The sequence below is a fragment of the Synechococcus sp. CBW1006 genome (assembly GCF_015840525.1).
GTDB lineage: Bacteria > Cyanobacteriota > Cyanobacteriia > PCC-6307 > Cyanobiaceae > CBW1002.
The window spans coordinates 3,672,844-3,694,860 of the sequence record NZ_CP060396.1 but is presented as its reverse complement, the minus strand read 5'-3'; the positions used below and the strand labels follow the sequence as shown (position 1 = coordinate 3,694,860).

The window sequence follows — 22,017 nt, the reverse complement described above, 5'->3', positions numbered from 1 at the left end:
TTGTCGCTCGGCTCGGAGCCCTCTCCCCGGTGAGCACTCCCCGGTGAACCTGAACTCCCGGTTTCCAGGGCGACCAGTGATCGATCCCGTTCTTCATTCTTGCTGACCCCCATGCACATGCCCCTTGAGGACAGCCTTGGACTCAACCTGTTGGCTGCCAATCAGCACCAGGCGGATCACAACCGCGCCCATTTTGACGCCTGGAATCTGCTGTGCCTCAACGTGATGAGCAGCCCCGGTGCCGGCAAGACCGCCTTGCTGGAGCGCAGCCTCGCCGATCTGGCCAGCCGCTGGCAGATGGCCGTGCTGGAGGGTGACATGACCACCCAGCTCGACGCTGAGCGACTGGAGGCGGTGGGTGTGCCTGTGGTGCCGATCACCACCGGCCGCGCCTGCCATCTGGATGCGGCGATGGTGAGTGGAGGTTTATCGCTGCTGCGTCAGCGCCTTGACCCGGCTGATCTGGATCTGCTCTGGGTGGAGAACGTGGGCAATCTGGTCTGCCCGGCTGAATTCGAGGTGGGCGAGCACCGCAAGGTGGCCCTGCTCAGTGTCACCGAAGGCGATGACAAACCGCTCAAGTATCCGGTGATGTTCCGCGAAGCGGATTGTGTGTTGATCACCAAGGTGGATCTGTTGCCCTATCTGCCTGTGGACGTGGAGCGGATCGAAGCCCATATCCATCAGGTCAATCCCCGCGCGGACGTCTTCCAGCTCTCGGCCATCAGTGGCATCGGCTTCGCTGCCTGGCACGACTGGCTGCAACGGCAACGCGATGCCACAACCTCATCCACAACCCTCTCTCCCAGGGTGCGGTCCGATCAGGCCAGTGCCGCCGCACTCGTGGGGGCTTGATGGTGTCGTCATTGACCCAGCCCCAGGTCACCCCTGGCTCGCTTCCCAGCGATCCTGCCGCCCTGCGGGACCACCTGCAGCGGCGTGGGGTTCGCTACGCCCTGGCGAGCTTCGTGGATCTGCACGGGATCGGCAAGGCCAAGGCGGTGCCGATCGACCATCTCCCCGACATGCTGGCGGGATCGGAGCTGTTCACCGGAGCCGCCCTGGATGGTGTGCCTCAGGACGTCAGCGACGGTGAAGTGGCTGCCATTCCTGATCCTGCCAGCACCACGGTGTTGCCCTGGCGGCCTGATGTGGCCTGGCTGGCCAGTGATCTGCATCTGCATGGTCAACCCTTCGAGGCCTGCAGCCGTTCGATCCTGGGCCGCGTGCGTCAGCAGGCTGCGGCGATGGGGTTTCGCTTTCAGCTGGGCATTGAAACGGAGTTCTTTGTGCTGCGCCGCAGTGCGGACGGCACCCTGGAACCTGCCAGCCACCGAGACACCCTCGATAAACCCTGCTACGACCTGATCGGCCTGCTCGACAACCTCGACTGGCTCGATGAGCTGGTGCAGGCCATGAACAGCCTCGGCTGGGGCGTGTACTCCTTCGATCACGAAGATGGCAATGGCCAGTTCGAGGTGGATTTCGCCTATGCCGATGTGCTCACCATGGCGGATCGGCTGATCTTCTTTCGTCTGATGGCCAAGGAGATCGCCCAGCGCCATGGCCTGATCGCCAGCTTCATGCCGAAGCCGTTCGCGAACCGAACCGGTAGCGGCGCCCACTACAATATGTCGCTGGCGGATCTGAACAGCGGCAGCAATCTGTTCGCGCCGGAGGCTGGTGAGGATGGTGGCATCAGCCAGCTGGCCCGTCAGTTCATCGCCGGCGTACTGCGCCATGCGCCTGCGATCTGTGCGGTGATCGCCCCCACTGTGAACAGCTACAAGCGGTTGGTGATGCAGGGGAGCATGTCGGGCTTCACCTGGGCGCCGGTGTTCATCAGCTATGGCAACAACAATCGCACCAATATGCTGCGGATTCCATCGGCGGGATCGCGGCTGGAATGCCGCGCTGCAGATATCTCCTGCAATCCCTATCTGGGATCGGCACTGATGCTGGCGGCAGGGCTGGAGGGAATCCGAAAGCAGCTCGATCCTGGCCCACCCAACCTCGACAACGCCTACACCCTCAGCCCAGAAGAACGGCAGCGTCGAGGCCTGACCCTGCTGCCAAGGACCTTGGAGGAAGCGATTGATTCTTTTGCAGCCGATCCATTATGCCGCTCTGTATTCGGTGATGCCATGTTCGACGCCTTTGTGACCTACAAACGTCAGGAATGGGCCGATTATCACGGTTCCATTTCCGAGTGGGAACGGCAGCGCTATCTCGAGTTCTTCTGAGCACTCCTCCACGTTTCCATCACACCGGCTGAACCCAATGACTTGTGACATCACCGTCCCTGTCAATCTCCAGACGATCGAGCCGGCCAGCTCCTGACGTCACCCCACTCCTGGTCACCTGTTCCCTGATTATTTGATCCCCCATGCGTCTTCGTTTCCCACTTCGCCCCCACAGCTCTGCTGGTCGCGGTGCCCGCAGGGGGCGCCTCCTTAGTCTGTCCTTGATCCTGATGGCTGCGCTTGGCAGCGGCCTGCTGGCGGCTTGCCAGAAGCCCACCGGTACCGAGGTGCCTGTTCGGATCGGCTTCAGCGCTTGGCCGGGTTGGATTCCCTGGCAGGTGACGGATGAGAAGGGGTTGTTCACCGCCGCCGGTGTGCCCGTGACGCTGCAGTGGTTCGACGGGTATCTCGACTCGATCAACGCGCTGAATGCCGGCCAGCTCGATTGCAACAGCCAGACGCTCGGTGACACGATCAGTTCGATCGCTGGTGGCGCCGATCTGCAGGTGGTGCTCACCAACGACAACTCAACGGGCAACGATCAGATCATCGTGGCTCCAGGCATCACCAGCGTGGCCGATCTCAAGGGCAGGAAGGTAGCCGCGGAGGAGGGCACCGTCGATCACTATCTGCTGCTTCTCGGCCTCAAGAAGGCGGGCCTTTCCTCCAGCGACATCACCTTTGTTCCTCTGGAAACCGGTGCCGCCGCCGCAGCCTTTGTCGCCGGCCAGGTGGACGCGGTCGGTGTCTTTGCTCCTTTCACGACCCAGGCCCTCAAGCGTGAGGGCAGCACCACCCTGTTCTCCTCCAAGGACTTCCCTGGCGCCATCAGCGACCATCTGGTCTGCCGCACGGAGTTCGTGGCAAAAAATCCTGAGAAGGTCCAGAAAATCGTCGATGCCTGGTTTGCCACGCTTGCCACGATGAAGGCGGAACCCGGACCCACGCTGGCGATTCTGGCCAAGCGTGCCGGTGTGAGCGAAGAGGAGTACAAGGCCTACGACGCCGGAACCACGATTCTCACCCTGGAGCAGAACCGGGAGGCCTTCAAGCCCGGCAACACGATGGCCTCTCTTCCCTTCGCGGCAGACCAGATCAGCCTCTTCCTCCAGGAGGTGGGCTTGGCCAAGACGCCTCCCAAGCTCGACGGACTGCTCGACTCCAGGTTTGTCGACGCCACTCCCTGACGTCCTCTCCCCCAACCGCCGCTGACGCGATGAGCACCCCACTGCGCCGCATCCAACGGGCCCTTGATCAACCCTGGCTTCTCGGAGTCTCCGGTCTCCTGGTGGTTCTGCTGGCTTGGTATCTGATCGCTTCCAGCGGCGTGGTGGATCCCTTGTTTCTGCCAAGCCCTGCTGCGGTGTGGGCGGCCGGTTCCGCTCAGGCTCGCGAGGGCATCCTGTTCAACGATGCCATGGCCAGTATTGGGCGGGTGATCGGCGGATTTGCACTTTCGGCAATCGTGGCCCTGCCCCTGGGGATCGCCATGGGCAGCAGCCGGGTGATCTGCCAGTTGCTGGAGCCATTGCTGGGACTGATCCGATACATGCCGGCGCCGGCCTTCATTCCGTTGCTGATTATCTACTTCGGCCTGGGTGAGTTACCCAAAATCCTGTTGATCTTTATTGGCACCCTGTTCTTCAATACCCTGATGATCATGGATGCTGTGAAGTTCGTTCCAATCGAGCTAATTGAAACGGCGCGCACCCTGGGGGGAAGATCCAGTCAGATCCTTCTGAAGGTGGTGACGCCCTGCATTGCACCTCAGGTTCTCGATGCTTATCGCATCAATATGGCGGCAGCCTGGAACCTCGTGATCGTGGCCGAATTGGTTGCGGCGAACGAAGGCCTTGGAAAACGCATTAGCCTGGCCCAGCGCTTTCTGCGAACGGATGAGATCTTCGTTGGTCTCATTGTCATCGGCCTGATCGGTCTTGCAATCGATCTCGGCTTTCGCTTTGTCATGAAACGCTCCTGTGCCTGGGCGAACTGAACCTTTCGCTGCATCGTCTCTTTCCCCATGCATCTCTCGGTCTGCGGCGTCAGCAAGTGGTTCGGTCACGGATCAGCCGCCAAGCTTGTGCTGGACAACATCTCTTTTGATCTTCATTCCGGTGAATTCGTGGCCCTGGTGGGCAGCTCAGGCTCAGGAAAATCCACCATGATGCGGCTGGTGGCAGGTCTCGAGCCTGCCAGCACCGGCAGGATTCTTGTGGATGGGCAGCCGGTGCGGGGGCCCGGTCACGACCGCGGCATGGTGTTCCAGAAGTACAGCCTCTATCCCTGGATGAGTGCCGCTGCCAATGTGGCTTTCGGCATGCGGTTACAGGGGCTGCCGGCCTCGGAAGTCAAGGAGCGCACCGCATATTTTCTGGAGGTGGTGGGACTGGCCGATGCGGCCCGCAGGCTGCCGCGCGAACTTTCGGGGGGCATGCAGCAGCGTGTTGCTATTGCCAGGGCCCTGGCGGCAGACCCCAAGGTGCTCTTGCTGGATGAACCGTTCGGTGCCCTGGACCTGCAGATTCGTGAGTCGATGCAGGAGTTCCTGCACGATCTCTGGCGGCGCACCGGCCTGACGGCTCTCCTGATCACTCACGATCTGGAAGAGGCCCTGCTGCTGGCCCAGCGGGTTCACATCATGGCGCCCCGACCCGGACGGCTTGTTCAGACGGTGGAGGCTGATCTGGACCGCAGGGATCTCGCCCATCTGCGCGTCACGCCGCGCTTCCTGGAGCTGCGCGAAGAGCTGGCTCGCAGCCTGCGACAACTGGACGCCGCAGCGTCCGCAGCGGTGTCTGCGACGTGAGTTCCATCGCAGTCTGGAGGCAGCAGGTCAGCGACGTGTTCGACCAGATAAATCCTAGGAAGGGCTGGGGTCCTGGAAGTGTTCCGGCAGAATTCCAAGATAGGCCGCTTCGCGGAACAGATCCTGCCGGGTGGCGTCATCGCCATGCTGCAGGGCCGCCTGATAACGCTGCCGCAACGAATCCACCAGGGACTGACGACGAGGCTCCGGGATGGAAGGGGAATCGGGGGTTTGCATGAGCCGATCCTATCGATTGCCATGGGGGAAGATGGCGCCATGAGCACCCCTTTCTTCAGCGATCCCGGCCTGGCGGCTTTTGGATCGGGGTTGACGGCGATCACCCTGGCAGAAGTCGGGGATAAGACCTTTTTTGTCGCCCTGCTGCTGGCGGCGCGTCACAGCGGTCGCACTGTGTTCCTCGGTGCTTTTGCCGCGCTCAGTGCTGTGACGCTTCTGTCGCTAGGAGTGGGCTACGGCTTGCGCGAACTGCTGCCGGCTGCGTTGATGCCCTGGTTGGCTGCCCTGCTCTTTCTGGGCTTCGGCGCCAAGCTCCTGCTGGATGCGCAACGCCTGCCGGCAGATGACGGATCGGACGAGGAGGAGGAAGCGGCCGCTCTCGTGCAGCAGGCGGAGGGGCGAGGGGAGGCCGATAAGCCCGGAGGTGTGATCTGGGAAGCCTTCAGCCTGGTGTTTCTGGCCGAACTCGGAGATCGGACCCAGATTGCCACCATCCTGCTGGCCGCCGCTCCGGCCTTCACCTTGGTGGGCCTGGTGGCCGGCACTCTGCTGGGCCATGCCCTTGTCACGGCCCTGGCGATCCTGGCCGGCAAGTGGATCGGCCAGCGCATTCAGGAGCGACTGCTCTATCGGCTCAGCGGGGGCCTGTTTCTGGCGTTCGGTCTCGTTTCGCTGCGCCAGGCGATCGGAGTGATGGCCGACAGCTGAGGGTCGGGGGTGTTGCTCTGTGCGCTGTTGCGGTGGCTCATGTTTTCCACAGGCCCTGCGCTAGCCAGTCGATCAGCCAACCCATGTTTGGTCTGAACTGTGGAAAACAGTCCGTTTTCTGGGGAAAGCTGCTGCGTTTTGTGGAAAACCAACGCGTTGTGGTTTTTCTTTCTCTCTCGGATGCAACCTGGCCTGGATCCAACAGCGCGCCTTTTCCGGGTACTGGCTGGGGATGTGGCGGTCCGTGGACAACCCGGAATCGGCTGATTAGGTTCCAGATATCCGCACGGGGAACGCCATGCACACCCATGACATGGAAAACCATGACAACCTCTACGCCGATGAGGTGGCCATGGTGGCCGGCGAAACCGGCGCCGATGCCCAGATGCATGCCTATTGGGCAGTCGGAGCCATTGCCGTGATGGTTTCCGTGCTCGGCATCGCCCTGATCGTGACCTGAGTGAGCCTGGATGGAGCGGGTTGACGCCTACCCTCGTCCACCTCGGCTAGAGCCATGTCAGCGGCACATCCGCGTGGAGGCTCTGGGCATGGTGCTGGCTGAGACGCACCTCAGCCTGCGGGTGCTTGAGACCTTCCATCCACCCACCTATTACCTGCCTCCCGAGGCCGTCAATCACGCGATGCTGCAGCCTGCCCCTGGCTCCAGCTTCTGTGAATGGAAGGGGGTGGCTCGCTATTTCGATCTGGTGGCTTCTGATGCGCGGCTCGAGCGGGCAGTCTGGTGCTACGCCAACCCCACGGCAGCGTTTGCTGCCTTGGCTGGCTGGTTCGCCCTCTATCCCGCTCTCATGGATGGGTGCTGGGTGGAGGGTCAGCTCGTGCAACCCCAGCCCGGCGGCTTCTATGGCGGCTGGATCACACCGGATCTGATCGGACCCTTCAAGGGGGATCCGCTGCATCCGGAACTGATCTGAGCCTGAACTCATTCGATCGCCTGGTTCAGGAAGTCGTCTTCTTCGCTCAGCAAGTTCTCGATGGGTGTGATGTCGAGTGCGGCCCGCACCACATCTTCCTTGGTGAGATCACCGACGATCCGGCGCAGTGGCTTTGGCAGGCGTTTCACGAGGGTGGGAATCGCCAGGATGTGATCCTGCTCGAGTGCTTCTGGGTGAAGCTCGATATCCACGACCCTGAGCTCTACGCGGCCGGCGAGGTCTGTTGTGCAGATGCGTCGGATCGTGGTGATCGCCTGGCTCGAGCGGAGTGAACCTCGCTTCACATACAGGGTCAGTTGCCAATGACGTTGCACTGTCTCTGTCATGCCCTCTCCTCCCGCTTCTGCACCACCGAAGCATTGTTGGCTTGCAACGCACTCTCCCGTTGCTGCTCATCTCGCAGTTCGGCTTCAAAATCAGCTGTCTCCGATTCAATCTCTGTCTGCAGGGCGAGGATCTGGGCCTCCACCGCTGCCCGACGGCTGGACAGGGTTCGTCGGCGTCGCTCGATATCAGCGTCGCGGCTGGCGATGGTTGCGGCGCGGCGCGCCTGCTCAATCTGGCGGCCTGAGCCGGTGATCACCCCCAGGGGTCCCACCTCCACATCCAGCAGCTCCGGGCCCTGATCGGTGAGCAGGAACTCCCGCACCTGATTGGAGTGGGCCATGCCCCGGCTCTTGATCACATAGAGCAGCCGGTTGCGTTCGCCATCGTGCTCCACGTTGCGCAGTTCCAGCCAGGTATCGGTAAGGGAGGAGACCCCGATGGCACTCGAGGCCTCCATACCGGGTTGGATCAGGGTGGTGAACATGAAGGTGATCTGGCGGCTCTTGAGCAGGTCGATCTCCCGGGTCACCATGGCGGCCACCTCATCGTTGGCGCCCACATGGGCAACACTGGCCATGGCATCGATCACGGCCACAGTGGGCTGGTGATCCACCAGTTGCTGCTCCAATCGACCGAGATGCTCTTCAAGGCCGAAACTGGTGGGACGATGGCAGGCAATTCTGAGCAGGCCCGCGGTGATCCACGGCTGCAGATCGACCCCGACTGAGCGCATGTTGCGGATCAGCTGTGCAGGGGATTCCTCAAACGACATCAACAGCGCCCGCTCGCCACGCCGGCAGGCGGCATCCAGGAAATAATTCGCCAGGGTGGTCTTGCCGGTGCCGGCACTGCCGCTGATCAGCACGGTGCTGCCACGGTAAATACCTCCGCCCAGCATGTGATCGAGGCGCGCTACACCGCTGGAAACCAGTTCATTGCTGGCCTCATATTCCAGTCCCAGGGAGGTGATCGGCAGCACAAGAAAGCCACGTTCCGTGATCAGGAATGGGTATTCGTTCGTGCCATGTTCCGAGCCCCGATATTTCATTACGCGCAAACGGCGGGTGGAGATCTGATTCGCGACACGGTGATCCAGCACCACCACGCAATCGGACACATACTCTTCCAGGCCAAAGCGGGTCAGGGAATCGCCCCGGCCCCGCTCCCCGGTGAGCACCGTGGTGAGCTGACGCTCCTTGAGCCAACTGAACAATCGGTCGAGCTCACTGCGCACGGTGAAATCATCGCCGAACGCCCCCAGCAGCAGTTCGATCGTGTCAATCGCTACCCGCTGAGCCCCGATCCGCTCCACGGCCCGCTCCAGCCTCAGGAAGAGGCCGTCGAGATCGAAGCTCCCGGCTTGCACCATCTCCGAGGGCTGGATCAGGCAGGGTTCGATCAGGATCTGGCCGGCCTCAATCAGAGCAGGCAGGCCGAATCCCAGCGAGGCCATGTTCTCGAGGATGTTCTGACGCGATTCCTCAAAGCTGAGCATCACGCCTGCTTCGCCGTAGTCGCGTGCACCCTTCACCAGGAACTCCATGGCGAAGAGGGTCTTGCCGGATCCGGCCCCTCCGGTCACCAGGGTGGGACGACCCCGCGGCAGGCCGCCCCGGGTGATGGCATCAACACCGTCGATCCCGGTGGGGGCCTTGTGGAGCCTTGGCGCCGTCGCGTTTTCGGAGAGGGGGAAGGGGGAAATCAGAGGAGGTGGCTGAAGTGCTCTGCACCTTATGGCTGGATCCATGAGCCACCAGCACGGTGCGGGACCCAATCCTGCCCGAGGCTGGCGTTCAGCCGCGGTCTCCGCCATGCCCCGCTCCTCGATCCGGGCGGCTCAGCCGCCCCTTCGGTTTCTGCCGCCGCGTCAGAGCCCCCGCTTGCGTCGTGCCCTGGGGCTGCTGCTACCGCTGCTGCTGCGCGGTCGTGGTCTGCAGCATTGCCGCATCGAGGGTGTGGAGGCGCTGGCCCACCTGATCGAGGCCCAGCAGAACGGTCGCTGTCGCCTGTTGATCGGTTTTCGCCATCCCAGCACCACCGATCCCCTGGTGATGGCCCACCTGCTGTGGCAGGCGGTTCCGGCAGCCGCCCGGCGACTGGGGCTGTCGCTGCAGGCCCCTGTGCACAGCCAGTTCCTCTACGACCGCGGCATTCCGCTCTGGGCGGGTGCCGGGGTGGGCTGGCTGTTGTCTCTTCTGGGAGGAATCCCGATCCGGCGGGGGCGGGTCGATCGCCCTGCCCTGGCTGCAGCCAGGGCGGTGCTGCTGGATGGGCCGCACCCGCTCGCCGTCGCTCCCGAGGGGGCCAACAACAACCTCTCCGGCCAGATGGCGCCCCTGGAATCGGGTCTGGCCCAGCTGGCCTTCTGGTGTGCTGGAGATCTGGCGGCCAGGCATCGGTCCGAAGCGGTGCAGATCGTGCCCGTGGCCATTGCCTACCACTGGGTCGAGGCCAACTGGGAGTCTCTGGATCGGCGCCTGGCTCGGCTGATGCAGCATCTGGGGCTGGAGCCGGATGGGTCCGGCAGTGGGGATGCGGAGGTTCGCTACGACCGCCTGCAGAGGTTGGGGGAACGGTTGCTGGCGGTGCTTGAAGGCCTCTACGCCCGCCGCCATGATCTGCCGGCAGTCCCGCCGGCATCGTTGCAAGGCAGCGATCCCGCCTCCTCCCCGGCCGATCATCTGGCCGAGAGGATAGAGGCCCTGCGTCAGCGGGCCCTGGCGGTGGCCGAATCACTGTTCGGCCTGCCACCTCGAGGCACCCTGCAGGAACGGTGTCGCCGGATCGAGCAGGCCGGCTGGGAGCGGATCTACCGCGACGATCTCACCGCTCTCCTGCCGGTGGAGCGCAGCCTGGCGGACTGGGAAGCCCGTGAAGCGGATCTCCGCATGGGGCACATGCGCCTGGTGGAGTACTTCGCCAGTGTCAGTGGCGCCTACGTGGCGGAGCGGCCCTGCTTCGATCGCTTCGCGGAGGTCGTCACGATCCTCGAGGACGCGATCGCCTGGATTGAGGACCAGCCTCTGCCTCGACGGCCTTCCTTCGGGCCCCGGCGTGTGATCGTCAGGGTGGGAGACGCCTTGTCCCTGGATGGGCGGCTGGAGAGCTACCACCGCGACCGGCGCCAGGCCGTGCAGGAACTCACGGCTGCCGTGCAGCAAGCCCTTCAGGGTCTGATCGGCAGTGCAGGGTCTTGAGATCAGCCGTCATTCCGCAGCTGAGTCGTCATCCCCTTGCTCATCTGGTGGCCAGGCGAGGTTCACCACCACGGGTGCATGGTCGCTGGGTTGCACGTTCCCGCGAAGCTGTTTGTGGATCACGCAACCGGTGGCGCGGGCTTGCAGCTCTTCGTCCAGGTAGATGTGGTCGATGCGCCAGCCCCGGTCCCGCTCCCAGCCGCCGCTGCGGTAGTCCCACCAGCTCCAGTGGCCGGCCTCGTGTTCGAACAGCCGAAAGGCATCCACCAACCTCTCGGCAAGCACCCGGCGCAGGGCCTGGCGTTCCGGCTCACTGGCCATGATGCCGCCCGTGAGGCGACCCGGATCGTGGAGGTCGCGGTCTTCCAGTCCGATGTTGAAGTCGCCCACAATGCAGAGGGGCTCCCCCTGCTGCGCCAGCACGTCCAGATACCGCTGCAGGCAGCTGAGCCAGGCGAGTTTGTAGGGGTACTTCTCCGACTTGAGCGCAGAGCCGTTGGGGACGTAGAGGTTGAGGATCCGCACGCCATCGATCCAGGCGCTGATCATCCGCTTCTGCTCACTCAGGGCCCGTGCTTCGGGATCGTCGGGGAGCAGGGCGGTGAAGCCCACCTGAACGTCCTCGATCGGCAGGGTGCTGAGGATGGCGACGCCGTTGTAGGCCTTCTGCCCGCTGATCGCCACGGCATAGCCAAGCTCTTCGAAGGCCGCCAGCGGGAAGAGATCGTCGGCCACCTTGGTTTCCTGCAGGCACAACACCTCAGGCCGCTCCTGTTCCAGCCAGGCCAGCACCTGGTCCAGCCGGGTGCGCACCGAATTGACGTTCCAGGTGGCGATGCGCATCGGGAGCCGACAGCGAAGACCACCGGAGGACTAGCAGATCGCCGTTAACATGAACTGCCATGAGAGGAGCGTGGCGATGTGCACCCAACTGATCCCACGACGGATCGCCGGGTCGTTCCCAGATAGGACCACGGCTGCGTCGGCCTCCCTGAACCGGCTTGGGCTTCCGGTCTGCCGCAACGGGTTGGCCCTGCTCACTCTGCTGTTCAGTCTGGCGCCGTCCATCCCAGCCCTGGCCCAGTCTCAGCAGCAGAGCTGGAACCAGCCCTACGGCATGAGCAGACAGGAGAAGGATCTGCTCGATTACGGCCCGGGCAGCGGCCGGGGCGATTCGATCCTCGACACCACGAACCCATTGGATCTGATGAACAAGATCCGCAAGGGCACGGCCATGGACAACGCCACACCGCCCGGAGACGCGGTGGATCAGGCCCTCAGGGACTTTGACGCTCAGCAGCGTCCGCCGACTTCTGGGGCGAGCCAGATGGTGACGAGCCCCTGAGGGGCGCCAGGCCCCAGGCGGCTGCAACCTTGTCGAGGCGCCGGTCCACCGTCTCTGGCTGCAGCTGTCGGGCCTGGGCGAGCAGCTCCTGGGCCCCCTTGGTCTCACCCTTTTCCTGCAGCAGCAGGGCCTGGGCCAGCAGGGGCCTCACATCCCTGGGGAAGGCAGCTCCAAGCCGCAGATAGATGGCCCTGGCCTGGCCTGGCTGCCCTCGCTTCTGCAGCAGATCGGCCAGCAGCAGCCCCACCCCCATCGCCTCGGGGCGCACCTGGGGCTTGCTGAGGCGTTCGAGGGTGGCCTGCAGCTGGGCCTGGGCCTGATCGCCCCGACCCTGCTCAAGCTGCAGCAGGGTCATCAGCTGCAGGGCTTCGATTCGATCAGGCTTGAGGTTCAGCAGTTGGCGCACCTCCCGCTCGGCGCCGGGCCGATCGTTCTGGTTGCGGCGCAGTTCCGCCAGCAGCAGCCTCAGGCTCCAGCGCTCCGGCTGGCGATCGGCCATGGGTTCGAGCAGGGCGATTGCCTCGGGCCGGCGATCCAGAGCGACCAGCAGCTCCAGCAGCCGCTGCTGGTCCGCTTCGCTGGACTGCCCCTTGGCATGGCGATTCTCCAGGGTGCTGAGTTGCTGCAGCAAGGCATCGCGGGGCTGATCGTCACCCTGCCGCCTGGCCTGCCACGTCCCCATGCTCCAGCCTCCGGCCACGGCCAGAACGGCCAGCAGCAGCACCAGCAGGCCTTTTGGGCGCAGAACCTGGCTGCGGCTTGACATCGTCGCGTTGGTGGCAGCGACTCCGAGTCTGCCCTGGCCCGGAACGGGCTGGGCCAGGACTGGCTGGCTACATTGACCCGCACCGGGTGGCCCTCACGGGCCGGCCCCCACCCGAACCCTGATGCGCCAACACCCCATTTCCCCGGTCACCGAGCCGTTGCAGTACCGGGCCATCGGTGTGGTGCGGGGCGTCTACCAACCGGAAGATCCTGAACAGCTCACCCGCGGCCGGCTGCTCACCGATGATGGTGGCGAACTCGAGGCCGTGGTACTCGGACGGCTGCTGACGCTGATGCGGCGCCACCTCGATCTGGCCGAACCCCACCTCTGGGTGGTTTACCCGCGTACCCGTGATGAAGGCACCCTGCACCTGCAACTGGTGGGGGTGTGGGAGCCGAGCACCCTGGACAGCGAGGCCCACTCCGCTGATGAGCCTCTGTCCGACAGCCTGCCGGAGGGGGATGACTACTTCTCGATCCGCGGTGAACTGATCTTCACCAAGCCCGAATCCAACGATCTGGTGGTCAAGGTTCGGGTGTTGCCCAAGCCGGACGGCAGCCGCCCTACCCCGTTCAAGGTCCAGCTCAAGGGTGATGTCCCCCTGCAGCATCTGCGGCACTTCGTGGCCCTGGATGGGCGCCGGCGTGGCCAGGAGTTGCATGTGGAGCAGATCGAGGTGATCGGGCCGGTGAACCAGCGTGGCAACCGCGGTGGCAAGGGGCGTCGTGGTGGCGGAGCTGGCAGCGGTGAGCGAGGCCGTAAGGATGCTGTCCGCAAGGAGCCCGCACGCAACGAGACAGGCCGCGGCGGCCCAATGCTCCCGGTCGTACCAACGCCTGGAGAGAGCAGCTCCGGTGGCCTGCACCGCGCCGCCATCAGCCGTCCCAGCCGCTGACGACCATGACCCAGCCGCTCATGGCCGGACTGGCGGTGCTGCTGATGAGTGTGCTGGCCCTGGTCGGGCCGGCTCTGAGTGTCTCACCCTGGTGGATCACCCTTCTGGCGGCCTTGGGGCTGGGCAGCCTCAGCCTCGATGCCGCCCGCTATGGCGGCCGGGGCGGCCACCTGCTGGCTGAGGCCCTGCCTGGTGGTCAGGCGCGCCTGCGGCGCATCGCCGTCCATGAAGCCGGCCACCTGCTGGTGGCGGAAGCCGAGGCCATGCCGGTCAAACGTGTCCTGGTGGGTAGTCTGGCCTGCCTGCAGGCAGGGCTGCAGAGCGCCGGCTGTACCGAGTTCGCTCCCCCTGAGCACGCCAAATTGCCGGCGGAGGAGCTGCGGCGCTGGAGTCGGGTGCTGCAGGCTGGCATGGCCGCTGAGGCTCTTCTTTACGGCGAGGAGCGTGGCGGCGCTGATGACCGCGCCCTGCTCGGACGCCTCTGGGGCATCTCCGGCTTCGATGTGGACACGGCCCAGCGGGAGCTGAGGCGGGCCCGCCGGGAGGTGGATCTGGCGCTGCGTCAGCAGCGCGACTCTCTGGAGGCAACGGCTGAGCGCCTGCTGGAAGCGGCGCCGCGCCTGGGTCGCACCGCTAACGCCCCGACCTGATGGCCCTGGCACTGCTGGATTGCCCCACCGGCCTGGCGGGCAACATGGTGCTGGCTGCGCTGCTGGACCTGGGTCTGCCGGAGGCCGCCATCCATGCACCCCTGGCGCAGCTCGGCCTGGCGGATCGCTATCGGTTGCGGATTGAGGAGCGGCGCAGCGGCGGTCTGCGGGGTCTGCATCTGGAGGTGGAGACCCTCGAGTCCCAGCCCCCTCATCGCCACTGGGGCAGCCTGCGCCAGCAGCTCAGCAGCAGCCCTCTCGATCCGGCCCTGCGGCAGCGGGTGCTGGCGGTGTTCACCCTGCTGGCGGACGCGGAGGCCACCGTGCACGGCCATGTCCCCGAGCAGGTGCATTTCCACGAGGTGGGCGCCCTCGATGCCCTGGTGGATGTGGTGGGTGTCTGCGCCGGGCTGCTCCATTTCGGTGTGACGTCGCTGCGGTGCACGGTGCCGCCGGCGGGCCATGGCACGGTCCAGACGGCCCATGGTGTGCTGCCGCTGCCAGCGCCGGCCGTCCTGGAGATCGCACGCCGCTGTGGCTGTCCGCTCGGCTCGAGTGAGGGTTTCCCGGCCGGTGAACTCACCACCCCCACGGGGCTGGCTCTGGCGGCCTGCTGGAGCGATGGCTTCGGGCAGGCGCCGAGCCACGTGCCCCTGCGGATCGGCGTGGGGCTGGGCAGCCGCAGCCTGGATCGCCCCAACCTCTTGCGCCTCTGTCTGGCCCGTGCGGTGGAACCGCCCACCGGCGATTCGTCTCCGGAGCCTGAGGCGCCTGGAGCTCAGCCCCGCCTGGAGACGATCGTTCAGCAGCAGGCCCAGATTGACGATGCCACCGCCGAAGATCTGGCGTTCCTGGCCGAGGAGCTGCGGCAGGCCGGTGCCCTTGAGGTGTTCAGCCAGCCGATCGGCATGAAGAAGGGGCGGCAGGGCAGCCTGATCACCGCGCTGGTCAGCGAGCCACAGCGGGCCGCCCTGCGGCAGGTGTGGTGGCGGCACAGCACCAGCCTGGGCCTGCGGGAACAGATGCAGCAGCGCTGGGTGCTTCCCCGAGGCATCGAGGAGCTCTCCACGTCCCTCGGTCCGGTGCGGTTCAAGCGTCACCTGCGGCCCGATGGCCTGGCGCGGTGCAAGGCTGAATACGACGACCTGGCAGGGCTGGCTCGGCAGCACGGGCTTCCCCTGGCCGTTGTGCGCGCCGTTGTGGATCGCTGTCTGGACCAGAGTGGACCCGAAGCGCAACGTTGAGCACCAGGCGCGATGGCGCCCGCTTCTTTGCTCCCCCTTCTCCCTTCCTCGTGTCGTTGCCCCCCGCCCTTGCGAACCTGTTGCCCAGATCGCGGCAGTGGTTCGCGTCTCTGGCTGCCCTGGTGAAGGCCTGGAGCCGGAGACTGCCGGCCCTGCCGCCTTTGCCCGGCGGAACCCGGCTCTGGGTGACGCTGCTCAGCTTCGGCTTTCTGTTGGCGGCCTTGCAGGGGCATGGCCGCCAGCTGCTGCGCTACGGCCTCGATCGCCAGGGCTGGTGGTGGCTGACCCTCGGGGTGGGCGTGAGCCTGCTCAGCCTGGTGGTGAATGGCCTGGCCTGGAATGTGATCCTGCGCTGGCTGGGGCTGCGGCCCCGCTGGGCCGCAACGACGGTCGTGTATCTGAGTACCAACCTGCGCAAGTACCTGCCAGGAGGGATCTGGCATCTGGCCGGTCGCGTGCAGGTCCTGCGCCGTGGGGACACCCCGTTGCTGGCGACTCCGGCAAGTCTTGGCCAGGCGCTGCTGGCAGTGCTGCTGGACCCCCTGCTGGGGGCCATCGCGGCCCTGGCCCTGGTGGCGCCGGAAGCCCTGCTCCAGGGTCGCTGGTGGAGTGGCCTGCCCTGGCTGCTACCCCTGCTCCTGCTGGTTCCCCGCTGGCTGAAGCCCCTGCTGCTGCGGCTCGAACAGCAACGGGCCCGTCAACTGGCCCTTGCCGATCCCTCTCTCCAGAACGCCTCTGAATCAGCCGACCTGGGCGTAGCTCCGCCGTCCCATGTGCCCTGGCTCCCCTTTGGGGCCATGCTCTTGTTTGTGCTGCTGCGCTTCGGCGGATTTGCCTGCTGCGTGCTGGCCTTCGATCAGCAGAACGCCCTGGAGTGGAGTGGCTGGCTGGCTGGCTTTGCCCTCGCCTGGACGGTGGGCCTGGTGGTGCCCGGCGCCCCGGGTGGTCTGGGGGTGTTTGAGGCGGTGCTGTTGTTGCGCCTCGGTGGCTTGCTGCCGGAGGCGCCGCTGCTGGCGGTGGCCCTGAGTTACCGCGCGGTGACCACGGCCGCCGATCTGCTCGGGGCCGCGACCGCCCGGGCCGACCGGCCAGAGCCTCTGGCCGGCATGACCGGGACCTCCCGCTGAGCTGGCCAGGGGGATAGTCAGCTCTGCTCCATCGATGGGATCACAAATCCGGCAGGTTCGGTCGTTTGTTGTGGACGATCTGTCCCCCGTTGCCACGATGAAAGCGATTCCCCGCAATTTGCTGAGGCTCGCTCCATTCATGCCCACTCGACACTCCTGGCTCGTGGCCGGTGGCCTGATCGCCTCCGGCATGGCCGCTCTGTTGCTGTCCCCGACGCCTGTTCGCGCCGAAGTTCTCTACAAACTCGATACGATGTGCTCCGTCAAGGGCGGCGCTCCCCAGCCCTGCACGGTTGAGGCGATCGACGAAGGCGACGCCACCCTCTATCGGCACACGATCGGCAAGACCGTGGCAACCATCCGCGTCACCGATCAACCGGTGACCATGGCCTTGCAGAAGCCTGGTGGTGGCTGGATGACCCTGGTGAATGCCGGTGCACGCTTCTCCACCAACACGATCTGCTTCAACAACCGGGATCTGTGCGTGGTGAATCCGAACTATCTCAACAGTGTTCGGGAGGACAATCCAGACTCCATGGATGGCCGTGATCTGGTGATTGTGCACTTCAATCAGGCCGGCCGGGTGAATGTGTCCTGCTACGACGATGGCTGCGATGTGGTCAAGCATGAGGTGGACAAGAAATGACACGTCTTGCAGGCCTGTCCCTGCTTCTGGCTGGCTGGATGGCCGCTCCCCTGGCCCCAGCGCTGGCTATCCAACCCCTGGATCACGCATCCACGGCGGCATCGCCCACAATGTCCCCTGATGCGCTGATCGCCCGAGGCGGCGGCGGGGGTTCCCGCGGTGGCGGTGGATCTCGCGGCGGCGGTGGTGGATCTCGCGGCGGCAGTGGATCTCGCGGCGGCGGTGGTGGAACCCGCCGCACGGGCTTCAGCGGTTCCGGCACCACTCTCAACCGAGGCTCCAGCAGGCCTTCCGGTGGCTGGAGTCAACGGGCCAGCTCGCCGAGCTCCCCCAGCCTCAATCGCCCCAGCAACATTGGTAACCGCAGCAGCACTGGGAATCGCGGCACTGGCAGCCGCAGCATTGATACTCGCAGCGTTAACCGAGATCTCAACCGGAGCGGCAACCGGGACCGGGACCTGAACCGCAATGTGAGCCGGGATCTCAATCGGAACGTCAATCGGGATGTGAACCGCAACGTCAACCGCAACGTTCATCGCGATGTCAACTGGAACCGCAGGGTGAATGTGCGCGATGTGAACATCCACGCCGGCTGGGCTCGTCCCGGCTGGGGCTATGCCAGACCCTGGAACACAGGTTGGTATAGCGTCTCCCGGACGTCGTCCTGGGGTTGGTGGGGTGCCAATGCGGCCCTCTGGGGGATCGGCGCCCTGGCCACGGCGTCAATCATTAACAATGCTGTGGACAATGCAGTGAGCAACAATGTCACGTACATTGTTGTACCCAACACCGATTACCAGCTGCTCTATGGATCAGTCCAGCCGAGCGGCAGTTCTGCGGTGACCTTTGCGGTCACGGCCGATGACGCGACCTATCAGCTCACTGCCGATTGCAATCGCGGCACCCTGGACGGACGCAACCCCAATAGCGCCGAAGAGGCTGAACTGATCAATGCGGCCTGTCAGGTGGCCTTCGGTTCTGTCTGAGCTGCTTCGTGGCCTGAGCTGCTTCTTGGTCTGAGCTGATGCCCTGATGCTGTCCGTCTTGTCAGATGGTCATCCAGCTGTTCAGATGGTGAGCCAGCTGGATCATCATCCAGCTGGCTGGTCATCGGAGGGCAGGCGGGGACCCAAGAGATCTGGGGCCAGCAACACCGGCCCCGGTAATCTTGACCAACGGCGATTTCGCCGTTGGCTCTTGATCCTTTACTCCAGGCCCATGGCACGCGTTCTCCGTTCCCTGTTGTTGTCCTCCGTTGGCCTGGCCCTGGGTGGTCTGAGTCTGATGGGCGGTGCTGAGGCCCAGGAACGCTGCACCTTTCTGCAGCCGATCGGTGGAGACGGATCATCGCCGATCGTGTCCAAGTCTGTGGGCCGCGGCAAGGTGATGCCGTTCACCCGGCCGAACTGGAACACCGATTTCATCGTGGATCAGCCCTTCAGCAGCTACAAGTTCTTCTTCACGGCTAATTCCTCCGATCCGAAAGCACAGTATCCGGTGGAAGGATTCATGAAGTTCAGCGATGGCACCTCCCTGCAGGTGATCAATGAATCCATGAGTCCGCCGATCGGTACCGGTCGCATGTTCGGCCCCTTCCAAGCGGTTCCTGGCAAGCAGGCCAGCCAGATGAATTTCAAGGTAGGCGCCAGTAATGATCCAGGCGCTCTCGGCTTCAGTTATCGCATCTCTGTGCAGGGATGCAACTGAACCACCATCGCAGGTCTGCGACTGTCGCTCCTGGGGCTCCCACGGGTTGCCTGGATTGATCCGGTAGCGATGATCACGTCGTATCTCGACTGGGCGATCCTTGCCGTCCTGGTGTTCGCCTACGGCTTGGTGGCCGGGCGGCTGAAACAGACCCCCCTCTCCGGAGCGGTGGTGTTTCTGCTCACCGGTCTGATCCTGGGGCCGGCTGGCCTTGGCTGGCTGGGCATCAATGTGACCTCGGAGAACCTGCGGACCATCGCCGAACTCACGCTGGCGTTGATCCTGTTCACCGATGCCGCGACCGCCAATCTGCCGGTGCTGCGCGACAGCCGGCGCCTGCCGATCCGTCTGCTGGCGCTTGGCCTGCCCCTGACCATTCTGCTGGGCATGGGCGTGGCTCAGCTGCTGCTGCCTGCGCTCAGTCCGGTTGAGGCGGCGATCCTGTCGGTCGTTCTCGCCCCCACCGATGCCGCCCTCGGCCAACCGGTGGTGACCAATCCGGCGGTGCCCGTTGCCGTGCGGGAAGACCTCAGTGCCGAGAGCGGTCTCAACGACGGGATCTGCGTGCCGTTGCTGCTTTCCCTTCTGGCCATGGCGCAGAAGGGCAGTGGCGCCGGCGATGGGGTGCTGCTGTTGGGTTGGCTGTTCCTGGAGCAGGTGGGACTGGGGCTGGTGCTGGGCTGCGGCCTGGCCTTTCTCGCCGCTCGGTGCCGCGATCTCTGCCTCAGGCGTCGCTGGATCACCAGCGACTGGCAGCCGGTGCTGGCGATCGCCCTGCCGGTCTGTTGTTTCGCCCTGGCCCAGCAGCTGGGAGGCAGCGGTTTCATCGCCTGCTTCTGTGGTGGCCTCACCTTCGGGGGCCTGACGCCGCAGGAGCGCAAGCAGGAGGAACTGGTGGCCGCCGAAGCCACCGCCGATGTGCTCTCCCTCCTGACCTGGGTGGCCTTCGGTTCGGCCGTCGTGGCCCTGAGCTTCCCTCAGCTTTCCGCCACAACCCTGCTATATGGCCTGTTCAGCCTGACGCTGGTGCGGATGGTGCCGGTGGCTCTGGCGACTCTTGGACTGCGAATCGGACTTTGGACCACCCTGTTCGTGGGTTGGTTCGGTCCGCGCGGCCTGGCCAGCATCGTCTTCGGCCTGCTGGTGCTCGACAGTCCGCTCGTCCACGGCAGCACGATCGCCTCGATAGCCGCGTCCACCGTGCTGCTCAGCATCGCGGCCCATGGCCTCAGCGCCCTCGGCCTGGTGACGCGCTACGGCCGCGTCAGCCGCTCCTGATCGACTCGCGAGGTTTCAAGAGGACCCACTGTTCTCAACAGGACCTATTGTTGAGAAGATCTGTCGAGCCTCGGTGTCCACCCGTCCCGCCGCCGGCCTTGGCAGCCCCTCCGGCCTCGATCCCAGCGCGGCGGGCCTGCGCAGCAGCCTGCATGACCGAGGCCAGCGCCTCACCCCCCAGCGTCAGCGGGTGCTCTCCCTGTTCGAGCGGATCGGCGAAGGGACCCACCTCAGCGCCGAAGACGTCCACCAAAGCCTGCTCCGGGCCAGGGAGCGTGTCTCCCTGGCCACCGTCTACCGAACCCTGCGGCTGCTCAGTTCCATGGGGCTGCTTCAGGAGCTGGAGCTGCCGGAAGGGGGACGCCGCTTCGAGCTGACCGGCGACACCCATCGGGATCATCACCATCTGGTCTGCATCCGCTGTGGCCGCACCGAGGAGTTCGAGAACGGTGCCGTGCTGGCGGCCGGCGAAGCGGCAGCCAAGGTGCAGGGTTTTCGGATGTTGGAGTGCGTGCTCAACGTGCGCGCCCTCTGTCCGAGCTGCGCCGCCGAGTCGACCTGAAGGCGGCCCTGCTGGTTGCACCGTTCGGGGAACCTGGGGTGGAGAGCCACGCCTCTGAGAGAGGAGAGGTCCCGGGAAGCTGCAACTGCTGATCGGCCCACTCGGCCGTGAGGGCGGCCAGCAGGCTGGCCCGGTCGCCACGAAGACGAAACATCGGTGCGGTGCGTCGGTCGTCTTCAGGTTGGAAGGACCGTGCGGCTCAGGCGGTACGGATGTGACGGCGTCGGGCAACCGATGGCACGGTTGAGCGCATCTCACGCACGGACCCGACGACCCGACGCCCTTGCAACTAGCAGTTGTTATTGAGAATCGCTTGCAAAAGGGGGCGTTGTTGTTTAGGTTGCGAGTCATTCGCATTAAGCCCGCAGGCGGTTCTGAGCCCCCTGTGGCCACGCCCATCCATGAGCTTTCGTTTCCTGCCCGACGCTCCGGCCTCCAGCGTGAGGGTCCCCATCGGTCAGACCGTGCTGCTGGATCCCGGTCTGCGCGCTGAAGGCAGCTGCATCGAGGTGCTCGAGGGGATTGCCCGCGTCTACTGCCCCTGCGAGGAAACCGAAGGCATGACCCTCGCCTTCCTCCAGCCCGGCGACCAGCTCTGCACGGATCGTCTCTGCAGCGAAGGGGTCTGCGTCGAAGCTCTCACCCCCCTGGTGTTCCGCACCGACACCGAGGCCGCCGGCAGCGGTTTCGATCCGGTGAATGAGTGGACCCTGCAACTGCTGCGTATCCGCCATCTCGGCAACGCCGAACAACGGCTGCATGCCCTGTTGTCGTTGCTGGTGCGGCGGCTGGGGCGGCGTTGCGGCAACTGGTGTGATCTGCCCTTCCGCCTCACCCACGAGCGCATTGGCGAACTGATCGGCACTACCCGCGTCACCACGACGCGCCTGATCTCCCGCATCCGCCAGGCCAGGTTGATTGAGGTGCCCAGTGGCGCCTCGGTGCTGCGCCTGGCACCAGAACTGGTGGAATCGGCACCTCTGGCGGCTGCCTGATCATGACGTCACCCAGATCAGCTAACCCAACCAAGCTGGGGACAGCCGCAAGCGACCGGACCAGCGACAGCCTGATCACAAGCCTCTGCCGCGAAGCCGATGGCGTGCGCCAGCGCTGCCGTCAGGTGATCGCAGCGCTCGGCTCCACGCAGGAGCAGCGGCTGATCCTCCGTCTGGAGCGGGAGCGAACGCTGCTGCTGCAGCGGCTGCAGGATCTGCGCACCACTGGCCTGGTGCTCCGTCGCCAGGGCCTGAGGCAGTCGATCAGCCTGGCTTTGCTGCTGGAACTTTGCAGTCGTCCACTCTGTACCTGAGACCGGACCCC

The 22,017-nt window shown here is 64.9% G+C and carries 25 protein-coding genes and 1 pseudogene; 21 read left to right on the top strand and 5 right to left on the bottom strand.

Annotated features, from left to right (window positions below; genetic code table 11):
• Positions 1-111: 111 nt before the first annotated feature.
• The 5 genes from hypB (at position 112) to H8F26_RS18275 (ending at position 5,052) form a co-directional block, all read left to right on the top strand.
• A complete protein-coding gene (gene hypB, locus H8F26_RS18295) occupies positions 112-855 on the top strand; it encodes a hydrogenase nickel incorporation protein HypB (protein WP_197156353.1) in 744 nt (247 codons plus the stop codon).
• Positions 855-2,243, top strand: a complete 1,389-nt coding sequence (gene glnT / locus H8F26_RS18290; protein ID WP_197156351.1) for a type III glutamate--ammonia ligase — start codon at positions 855-857, stop codon at positions 2,241-2,243. Before hypB ends, glnT begins: the two co-directional genes overlap by 1 nt.
• A gap of 230 nt (positions 2,244-2,473) precedes the next feature.
• On the top strand, positions 2,474-3,430 hold the full coding sequence (locus tag H8F26_RS18285) for an ABC transporter substrate-binding protein (RefSeq protein WP_231597957.1): 957 nt from the start codon (positions 2,474-2,476) through the stop codon (positions 3,428-3,430).
• Between the two features lie 29 nt (positions 3,431-3,459).
• Positions 3,460-4,239 carry an ABC transporter permease gene (locus H8F26_RS18280; RefSeq protein WP_197156346.1) on the top strand — a complete coding sequence of 260 codons (780 nt, stop codon included), beginning with the start codon at positions 3,460-3,462 and terminating at the stop codon, positions 4,237-4,239.
• 27 nt (positions 4,240-4,266) lie between these two features.
• Positions 4,267-5,052, top strand: a complete 786-nt coding sequence (locus H8F26_RS18275; protein ID WP_197156345.1) for an ABC transporter ATP-binding protein — start codon at positions 4,267-4,269, stop codon at positions 5,050-5,052.
• Positions 5,053-5,106: 54 nt separating this feature from the next.
• Here the strand turns inward: H8F26_RS18275 and H8F26_RS18270 are convergent, their stop codons facing one another.
• Positions 5,107-5,289: a hypothetical protein gene (locus H8F26_RS18270; protein ID WP_197156343.1), complete on the bottom strand. Its 183-nt coding sequence runs from the start codon at positions 5,287-5,289 to the stop codon at positions 5,107-5,109.
• 39 nt (positions 5,290-5,328) lie between these two features.
• Between H8F26_RS18270 and H8F26_RS18265 the strand changes: the two genes are divergently transcribed.
• From H8F26_RS18265 to H8F26_RS18255, 3 genes are all read left to right on the top strand, one after another.
• Positions 5,329-5,997 (top strand): TMEM165/GDT1 family protein, encoded by a 669-nt coding sequence (locus H8F26_RS18265; RefSeq protein WP_197156341.1) that lies wholly within the window; start codon positions 5,329-5,331, stop codon positions 5,995-5,997.
• A gap of 298 nt (positions 5,998-6,295) precedes the next feature.
• On the top strand, positions 6,296-6,457 hold the full coding sequence (locus tag H8F26_RS18260) for a hypothetical protein (RefSeq protein ID WP_197156339.1): 162 nt from the start codon (positions 6,296-6,298) through the stop codon (positions 6,455-6,457).
• Between the two features lie 10 nt (positions 6,458-6,467).
• Positions 6,468-6,932 (top strand): DUF427 domain-containing protein, encoded by a 465-nt coding sequence (locus tag H8F26_RS18255; protein WP_197156337.1) that lies wholly within the window; start codon positions 6,468-6,470, stop codon positions 6,930-6,932.
• A gap of 8 nt (positions 6,933-6,940) precedes the next feature.
• On the opposite strand, the gene H8F26_RS18250 is transcribed toward H8F26_RS18255, so the two are convergent.
• Together H8F26_RS18250 and kaiC are read right to left on the bottom strand one after the other, a co-directional pair.
• Complete coding sequence (locus H8F26_RS18250) at positions 6,941-7,279, bottom strand: circadian clock KaiB family protein (RefSeq protein ID WP_197156335.1); 339 nt, start codon at positions 7,277-7,279, stop codon at positions 6,941-6,943.
• Positions 7,276-9,027 (bottom strand): circadian clock protein KaiC, encoded by a 1,752-nt coding sequence (kaiC, locus tag H8F26_RS18245; RefSeq protein WP_197156333.1) that lies wholly within the window; start codon positions 9,025-9,027, stop codon positions 7,276-7,278. Before kaiC ends, H8F26_RS18250 begins: the two co-directional genes overlap by 4 nt.
• 64 nt (positions 9,028-9,091) lie before the next feature.
• Between kaiC and H8F26_RS18240 the strand changes: the two genes are divergently transcribed.
• On the top strand, positions 9,092-10,477 hold the full coding sequence (locus tag H8F26_RS18240; RefSeq protein WP_197156331.1) for a 1-acyl-sn-glycerol-3-phosphate acyltransferase: 1,386 nt from the start codon (positions 9,092-9,094) through the stop codon (positions 10,475-10,477).
• A gap of 9 nt (positions 10,478-10,486) precedes the next feature.
• Here H8F26_RS18240 and xth read toward each other — a convergent pair whose 3' ends face one another.
• Positions 10,487-11,320, bottom strand: a complete 834-nt coding sequence (gene xth / locus H8F26_RS18235; RefSeq protein WP_197156329.1) for an exodeoxyribonuclease III — start codon at positions 11,318-11,320, stop codon at positions 10,487-10,489.
• Positions 11,321-11,504: 184 nt separating this feature from the next.
• Here xth and H8F26_RS18230 point away from each other — a divergent pair, with 184 nt between their 5' ends.
• Positions 11,505-11,822, top strand: a complete 318-nt coding sequence (locus H8F26_RS18230; protein ID WP_197156327.1) for a hypothetical protein — start codon at positions 11,505-11,507, stop codon at positions 11,820-11,822.
• On the opposite strand, the gene H8F26_RS18225 is transcribed toward H8F26_RS18230, so the two are convergent.
• Complete coding sequence (locus tag H8F26_RS18225) at positions 11,755-12,588, bottom strand: tetratricopeptide repeat protein (RefSeq protein ID WP_197156325.1); 834 nt, start codon at positions 12,586-12,588, stop codon at positions 11,755-11,757. The two genes, H8F26_RS18230 and H8F26_RS18225, sit on opposite strands and share 68 nt — an antisense overlap.
• Before the next feature lie 121 nt (positions 12,589-12,709).
• Here H8F26_RS18225 and H8F26_RS18220 point away from each other — a divergent pair.
• From H8F26_RS18220 to H8F26_RS18170, 11 genes and pseudogenes are all read left to right on the top strand, one after another.
• Positions 12,710-13,327: pseudogene (locus tag H8F26_RS18220) on the top strand (hypothetical protein); the annotation flags it as partial.
• 161 nt (positions 13,328-13,488) lie between these two features.
• On the top strand, positions 13,489-14,133 hold the full coding sequence (locus tag H8F26_RS18215) for a hypothetical protein (protein WP_197156323.1): 645 nt from the start codon (positions 13,489-13,491) through the stop codon (positions 14,131-14,133).
• The gene (gene larC, locus H8F26_RS18210; RefSeq protein ID WP_197156321.1) at positions 14,133-15,377 is read left to right on the top strand and encodes a nickel pincer cofactor biosynthesis protein LarC; all 1,245 of its coding nucleotides are present in this window, start codon (positions 14,133-14,135) and stop codon (positions 15,375-15,377) included. Before H8F26_RS18215 ends, larC begins: the two co-directional genes overlap by 1 nt.
• Positions 15,374-16,504 carry a lysylphosphatidylglycerol synthase domain-containing protein gene (locus H8F26_RS18205; RefSeq protein ID WP_370594650.1) on the top strand — a complete coding sequence of 377 codons (1,131 nt, stop codon included), beginning with the start codon at positions 15,374-15,376 and terminating at the stop codon, positions 16,502-16,504. Before larC ends, H8F26_RS18205 begins: the two co-directional genes overlap by 4 nt.
• A gap of 139 nt (positions 16,505-16,643) precedes the next feature.
• Positions 16,644-17,150, top strand: coding sequence for a hypothetical protein (locus tag H8F26_RS18200; protein WP_197156320.1), 507 nt, complete (start codon positions 16,644-16,646; stop codon positions 17,148-17,150).
• A 110-nt stretch (positions 17,151-17,260) separates the two neighbouring features.
• The gene (locus tag H8F26_RS18195; RefSeq protein ID WP_197156319.1) at positions 17,261-18,136 is read left to right on the top strand and encodes a hypothetical protein; all 876 of its coding nucleotides are present in this window, start codon (positions 17,261-17,263) and stop codon (positions 18,134-18,136) included.
• 232 nt (positions 18,137-18,368) lie between these two features.
• On the top strand, positions 18,369-18,857 hold the full coding sequence (locus H8F26_RS18190) for a hypothetical protein (protein ID WP_197156318.1): 489 nt from the start codon (positions 18,369-18,371) through the stop codon (positions 18,855-18,857).
• Positions 18,858-18,926: 69 nt separating this feature from the next.
• Complete coding sequence (locus H8F26_RS18185) at positions 18,927-20,135, top strand: cation:proton antiporter (RefSeq protein WP_231605340.1); 1,209 nt, start codon at positions 18,927-18,929, stop codon at positions 20,133-20,135.
• Between the two features lie 73 nt (positions 20,136-20,208).
• A complete protein-coding gene (locus tag H8F26_RS18180) occupies positions 20,209-20,697 on the top strand; it encodes a Fur family transcriptional regulator (protein WP_197156317.1) in 489 nt (162 codons plus the stop codon).
• Between the two features lie 401 nt (positions 20,698-21,098).
• Entirely contained in the window at positions 21,099-21,692 is a 594-nt protein-coding gene (locus H8F26_RS18175; protein ID WP_197156316.1) for a Crp/Fnr family transcriptional regulator, read from the top strand.
• Between the two features lie 2 nt (positions 21,693-21,694).
• Complete coding sequence (locus H8F26_RS18170; RefSeq protein WP_197156315.1) at positions 21,695-22,006, top strand: hypothetical protein; 312 nt, start codon at positions 21,695-21,697, stop codon at positions 22,004-22,006.
• The last annotated feature ends 11 nt before the right edge of the window (positions 22,007-22,017 follow it).

Bases quoted from the DNA above. Each gene is read 5' to 3' on its own strand.
- H8F26_RS18280 (WP_197156346.1), top strand. From the start codon at position 3,460: ATGAGCACCCCACTGCGCCGCATCCAACGGGCCCTTGATCAACCCTGG.
- glnT (WP_197156351.1), top strand. From the start codon at position 855: ATGGTGTCGTCATTGACCCAGCCCCAGGTCACCCCTGGCTCGCTTCCC.
- H8F26_RS18175 (WP_197156316.1), top strand. From the start codon at position 21,099: ATGAGCTTTCGTTTCCTGCCCGACGCTCCGGCCTCCAGCGTGAGGGTC.
- H8F26_RS18190 (WP_197156318.1), top strand. From the start codon at position 18,369: ATGGCACGCGTTCTCCGTTCCCTGTTGTTGTCCTCCGTTGGCCTGGCC.
- H8F26_RS18195 (WP_197156319.1), top strand. From the start codon at position 17,261: ATGTCCCCTGATGCGCTGATCGCCCGAGGCGGCGGCGGGGGTTCCCGC.
- hypB (WP_197156353.1), top strand. From the start codon at position 112: ATGCACATGCCCCTTGAGGACAGCCTTGGACTCAACCTGTTGGCTGCC.
- H8F26_RS18250 (WP_197156335.1), bottom strand. From the start codon at position 7,279: ATGACAGAGACAGTGCAACGTCATTGGCAACTGACCCTGTATGTGAAG.
- larC (WP_197156321.1), top strand. From the start codon at position 14,133: ATGGCCCTGGCACTGCTGGATTGCCCCACCGGCCTGGCGGGCAACATG.
- H8F26_RS18255 (WP_197156337.1), top strand. From the start codon at position 6,468: ATGGAGCGGGTTGACGCCTACCCTCGTCCACCTCGGCTAGAGCCATGT.
- H8F26_RS18225 (WP_197156325.1), bottom strand. From the start codon at position 12,588: ATGTCAAGCCGCAGCCAGGTTCTGCGCCCAAAAGGCCTGCTGGTGCTG.
- H8F26_RS18170 (WP_197156315.1), top strand. From the start codon at position 21,695: ATGACGTCACCCAGATCAGCTAACCCAACCAAGCTGGGGACAGCCGCA.
- kaiC (WP_197156333.1), bottom strand. From the start codon at position 9,027: ATGGATCCAGCCATAAGGTGCAGAGCACTTCAGCCACCTCCTCTGATT.
- H8F26_RS18200 (WP_197156320.1), top strand. From the start codon at position 16,644: ATGCCCACTCGACACTCCTGGCTCGTGGCCGGTGGCCTGATCGCCTCC.
- H8F26_RS18285 (WP_231597957.1), top strand. From the start codon at position 2,474: ATGGCTGCGCTTGGCAGCGGCCTGCTGGCGGCTTGCCAGAAGCCCACC.
- H8F26_RS18185 (WP_231605340.1), top strand. From the start codon at position 18,927: ATGATCACGTCGTATCTCGACTGGGCGATCCTTGCCGTCCTGGTGTTC.
- H8F26_RS18275 (WP_197156345.1), top strand. From the start codon at position 4,267: ATGCATCTCTCGGTCTGCGGCGTCAGCAAGTGGTTCGGTCACGGATCA.
- H8F26_RS18240 (WP_197156331.1), top strand. From the start codon at position 9,092: ATGCCCCGCTCCTCGATCCGGGCGGCTCAGCCGCCCCTTCGGTTTCTG.
- H8F26_RS18215 (WP_197156323.1), top strand. From the start codon at position 13,489: ATGACCCAGCCGCTCATGGCCGGACTGGCGGTGCTGCTGATGAGTGTG.
- H8F26_RS18260 (WP_197156339.1), top strand. From the start codon at position 6,296: ATGCACACCCATGACATGGAAAACCATGACAACCTCTACGCCGATGAG.
- H8F26_RS18265 (WP_197156341.1), top strand. From the start codon at position 5,329: ATGAGCACCCCTTTCTTCAGCGATCCCGGCCTGGCGGCTTTTGGATCG.
- H8F26_RS18270 (WP_197156343.1), bottom strand. From the start codon at position 5,289: ATGCAAACCCCCGATTCCCCTTCCATCCCGGAGCCTCGTCGTCAGTCC.
- xth (WP_197156329.1), bottom strand. From the start codon at position 11,320: ATGCGCATCGCCACCTGGAACGTCAATTCGGTGCGCACCCGGCTGGAC.